General features: G+C 53.6%; 6 protein-coding genes and 1 tRNA gene. 5 read left to right on the top strand and 2 right to left on the bottom strand.

The features are described from left to right. From era to recO, 3 genes are all read left to right on the top strand, one after another. Nucleotides 1–583: GTPase Era (era, locus tag ABJQ89_RS17305; protein WP_348497403.1), on the top strand; the 583-nt coding region annotated here is incomplete at its 5' end. Beyond that, nucleotides 580–909, top strand: a complete 330-nt coding sequence (locus ABJQ89_RS17300; RefSeq protein ID WP_348497402.1) for a DUF1491 family protein — start codon at nucleotides 580–582, stop codon at nucleotides 907–909. The genes era and ABJQ89_RS17300, both read left to right, overlap by 4 nt. Further along, on the top strand, nucleotides 910–1,644 hold the full coding sequence (gene recO, locus ABJQ89_RS17295; protein WP_348497401.1) for a DNA repair protein RecO: 735 nt from the start codon (nucleotides 910–912) through the stop codon (nucleotides 1,642–1,644). Here the strand turns inward: recO and ABJQ89_RS17290 are convergent. Then, complete coding sequence (locus ABJQ89_RS17290; protein ID WP_348497400.1) at nucleotides 1,631–2,020, bottom strand: META domain-containing protein; 390 nt, start codon at nucleotides 2,018–2,020, stop codon at nucleotides 1,631–1,633. The genes recO and ABJQ89_RS17290 overlap by 14 nt on opposite strands. Further along, nucleotides 2,017–2,694, bottom strand: coding sequence for a ribulose-phosphate 3-epimerase (rpe, locus tag ABJQ89_RS17285; RefSeq protein WP_348497399.1), 678 nt, complete (start codon nucleotides 2,692–2,694; stop codon nucleotides 2,017–2,019). The genes ABJQ89_RS17290 and rpe overlap by 4 nt, the downstream gene beginning before the upstream one ends. 142 nt (nucleotides 2,695–2,836) lie before the next feature. Here rpe and ABJQ89_RS17280 point away from each other — a divergent pair, with 142 nt between their 5' ends. Beyond that, nucleotides 2,837–4,180, top strand: a complete 1,344-nt coding sequence (locus ABJQ89_RS17280) for a mechanosensitive ion channel family protein (protein ID WP_348497398.1) — start codon at nucleotides 2,837–2,839, stop codon at nucleotides 4,178–4,180. A 65-nt stretch (nucleotides 4,181–4,245) separates the two neighbouring features. Next, nucleotides 4,246–4,320: transfer RNA gene (locus ABJQ89_RS17275), tRNA-Gln, on the top strand. Nucleotides 4,321–4,342 lie beyond the last annotated feature (22 nt).

The following is a 4,342-nucleotide window of genomic DNA, read 5'->3' as shown; positions in this document are numbered from 1 at the left end:
GAAAGGATTTGAGGGCGAGCGTAAAATTGCGCTTGCGATCAACAAGATTGACCGGATCAAATCCGAAGCCTTGCTAGCCCTGTCTGAGCAGCTGAATGAGGCCTATCCGTTTGTTGCGACCTTTATGATTTCTGCGGAACGTGGCCATGGTGTTGATGCGCTCAAAGAATGGCTCGCTGGTGAAGTGCCGAGTGGGCCTTGGCTCTACCCCGAGGACCAGATCGCCGATTTGCCCCTTCGTATGATCGCGGCGGAAATGACGCGCGAGAAACTGACGCTTCGTTTGCATCAGGAATTGCCCTACCAGTTGACGGTTGAAACCGAGAGTTGGGAAGAGCGTAAGGACGGATCGTGCAAAATCGATCAGCTGATTTACGTCATGCGCGATGGTCACAAGGGTATTGTTCTTGGCAACAAGGGTGAAACCATCAAAGCCGTCGGCAAAGCTGCTCGCGAAGAATTGGTCGAATTCTTGGGCCGCAAAGTGCACCTGTTCCTGCAAGTGAAAGTGCGCCCGAACTGGCTCGAAGATAGCGAACGTTATGACGAGATGGGTTTGAACTTCAAAGACGGAAACGCATGATCAGGCTATCGACGCGATTTTGGGTTGATGCATACTTAGCGCGTTTGCGCGTTTACGATATTGCCGCCTTTGTTGTCGCGCATGGCGATGACACGGCTGGTGCTGTGCTTGTGAAATCTGCAACGCTGGATGGTCAGGCCAAGCTTTATCAACGCAGCTATGATTTGCTGGAAGACACGCGCAAATGGGATGTGTTGAGCGAAGGTGAAGAGCGCGACGTGGATGCCTCGATTGCCAAGCAACGACAGTTTGATAGCGACCTCTGGGTGATCGAAGTGGAAGATCGCGCAGGGCGTACATTGCTTGGGGAACGGGGGCTGGATTAGATGGAATGGCGCGATCAGGGAATTTTGCTCTCTGTGCGCCGCCACGGAGAAACCAGCGCGATCATCGATGTTTTCACGATTGAGCATGGTCGCCATGCGGGGATCGTTCGCGGTGGTACGTCCCGCAAGATTGCGCCGATCTTGCAGCCCGGTGCGCAGATTGACGTCAGTTGGCGCGCACGTTTGGAAGACCACCTCGGAAGTTATACGGTTGAACCCCTACGCAGCCGTGCAGCTGCCGCGCTTGGCGATCGCCTTTCGCTCGCTGGATTGAATGCGGTGACGGCTTTGCTGGCCTTTGCATTGCCGGAACGGGAAGCCAATCTGGAGCTTTATAAACAAAGCGAGCAATTGCTTGATTTACTGGGTCAACATGAAGTCTGGCCGCTCGCCTATCTTCGGTTTGAGATCGCATTGCTAGAAGCCACTGGCATGGGCCTTGATCTGAGCGCATGTGCTGTGACGGGGACAAACGAAAACTTGTGTTACATTTCTCCGCGCACGGGGCGCGCAGTGAGCGAACAGGCCGCAGGTCCTTGGGTGAGCAAACTTCTCCCGCTACCGCCGATTTTAAAGGGTGAGGGATTTGGTAGCGATGCTGAGATTGTTCAAGCGCTACAGACGACAGGCTATTTTCTAACCGAAAAGCTTGCGCCAAATTTAGGAAACCGCGCCCTCCCTGAAGCGCGCGGTCGCTATGTCGATCTATTCCATCGGCAAATTACTCAGCCTTGAACACCATCGTTTCTTCGGCGTCATTGCTAAGCACCAACACGGGTCCAGAGACTTCGGATAGGGTCATGCTTTCGAGGGCCTTAAAGAAGGCGGTTTCACTATCCAGCTCTTGGCAAGCTCTTTTGGTCGCAAGCACGGGGCCAATGCCAAACCAAGGGTAGGGCGCTGTTTGCTTGGTTGAATATCGATTGCACGGCGCTTGACCTGACAATGCACCGTCCTCACCAAATTCCATGGTTGCGCGCGCGGTAAAAGGGGCGCCGTTGATTTCGCTGAGCACCCAAACCTTGTCTGCTGCACCAAAGTTGGCAACGCTTTCATCGCCAACGCAAGCCGTCAGCAAAGCGAATGCGGTCAGGGCGAGTGGCCTGATCATTTAACGCTTTCGCGGATCGCACGAATATTTTCGCCGTACGGGGCAGGATTGCTGACGGAGCCACCTTTGAAGACGGCTGATCCTGCGACAAGCACATCCGCGCCAGCGTCAGTACAAATTTTCGCAGTCTCAGGTGTCACGCCGCCATCAATTTCGATGTGCACAGGCCGATCGCCAATCATTGCGCGCAATTCAGCGATTTTGGATGGCAGCGGGATGAACTTTTGACCGCCAAAGCCGGGGTTCACAGTCATCACACAAACCAGATCACAAATGTCGAGCAAATGCTCCACTGCACTTGCCGGCGTGCCGGGGTTCAAAGCCACGCCCGCTTTTGCGCCAGCGGCGCGAATGGCTTGTAAGGTGCGGTGAATGTGCGGTCCTGCCTCAACATGGGCCGTGATGAAATCTGCGCCCGCTTCTGCGAACCCATCGATATAGGCATTAACGGGGGAAATCATCAAATGCACGTCCATGACGGTTTTGATATGGGGGCGGATAGCTTTGCATGTCGTTGCGCCAAAGCTAAGGTTAGGCACGAAATGCCCATCCATGACATCAACGTGAATCCAATCCGCACCTTGTGCTTCGACGGCTTCGATTTCAGCGCCAAAATTGGCGAAATCAGCGGAGAGGATGGACGGGGCGATTTTGACAGTGCGGTCAAAGGACATGAGGCAGCTTTCCTATGGAATCTGGTGGAACCTGAATGCGCGTCTCATACCGCGCGACGGGCTCATGCGATAGGGGCTTTTCTAAAAGCATCATTCGAGGCTACGATGTGGCATTGATTTTTATTTTTTGAAGAGATTTCCGATGCGCTTTTTGCTTCTGATGATTTGCCTTGCTTTGCCTATGACCCTTGCGGCGCAAAGCGAAAACCAACCCGCCGGTGCCATTGCCGTTGAAGATAGCGCCAGCCAAGATGCAGCCATTGCTGTGCGTATCCGCGATATTTTGGCGGAACTTGATGGTTATGAAGATGTCACTGTGACCGTGACCTCAGGGATTGTCACGATGCGGGGCACGACGCTCGATAGTGAAAAGATCGCACGTCTCAACGAATTAACAGGCCGTGTCGAAGGCGTCGTCGCGATCGAGAACGAAGTCACGGAAACCACTGACGTGGTGAAACGTCTGAACCCTGCTGTTGAACGTTTCCGAGCACGAATGATGCAAGTGATCGCATTTATCCCGCTCGCCTCTGTTGCTTTTGTGGCCTTCGTTATCATCGTGTGTGTCGGCTTCATCATCGCGCGTATGCGTCAGCCTTGGAACCGATTGGCCCCGAATGCCTTTATCGCTGATATCTACCGTCAAATTTTGCGCCTTGGTTTTATTGTGGGCGGTTTGGTTGTGGCGTTGGATATCATGGGCGCGGCTGCACTACTGTCTACCATCCTCGGCGCGGCAGGGATCATTGGTTTGGCCATTGGTTTTGCGGTGAAAGATACGGTCGAGAATTTCATTGCATCGATCATGTTGTCGATACGCCAACCGTTTCGCCCGAATGATACGATTGAAATCGGCGGCGATACAGGCAAGGTCATTCGCCTCACATCGCGCGCGACGATCTTGCTCAGCTTTGATGGTAACCATATTCGCATCCCCAACGCGACAGTTTTCAAAAGCCGCATCGTTAATTTTTCGCGCAATGATGAGCGCCGTTTCAAGTTTTCCCTTGGCCTCGCGCCAGAGACCGATTTCGTAGACGCACAGCGCATCGCGCTTGAGAAACTGCGCGAGCTGCCGTTCGTATTGTCCAACCCTGCACCGGCGGTCTGGATAGATGAAATCGGTGACAGCACAATTTCGATCACGCTCACGGCTTGGATCGAGCAACACAAATCGTCTCTCGTTGCTGCGCGAGGTGAAGCGATTCGATTGGTTAAGCTCGCGCTTGAACAAGCCGATGTTCAAATGCCTGAACCGACCTATCGCGTATTGTCACCCTCATTGGCAAAGCTTGCCGCGTCGGACGAGGCGTCAATGGATCAAGTTCACCAAGCGCTGGAACGTGATGCTGATATTCTTGAGGAAAGCCAAGTAACTATGGATGTTCAGGCTGCAACCGACGATGCCTTGGAGCAGATCGTAGAGGCCGAGCGCAAAGAGACGGAAGCAGGTGATTTGCTACGCCGAGAAGCGCCGGAAGAATAACCTCATTTTTTTGCAAATACCCTCTTGAACGCGGCCCGTCTCCCGCGTAAATAGCGCAACACTGATGGGGTGTAGCCAAGCGGTAAGGCAACGCTTTTTGGTAGCGTGTACCGTAGGTTCGAATCCTACCACCCCAGCCAGTACCCTTCCCGATGATCTTGA

It is taken from the genome of Planktotalea sp. (assembly GCF_039984035.1).
Lineage (GTDB): Bacteria > Pseudomonadota > Alphaproteobacteria > Rhodobacterales > Rhodobacteraceae > Planktotalea.
The sequence above is the reverse complement of the archived record's forward strand: the minus strand, read 5'-3'. Positions and strand labels throughout refer to the sequence as shown.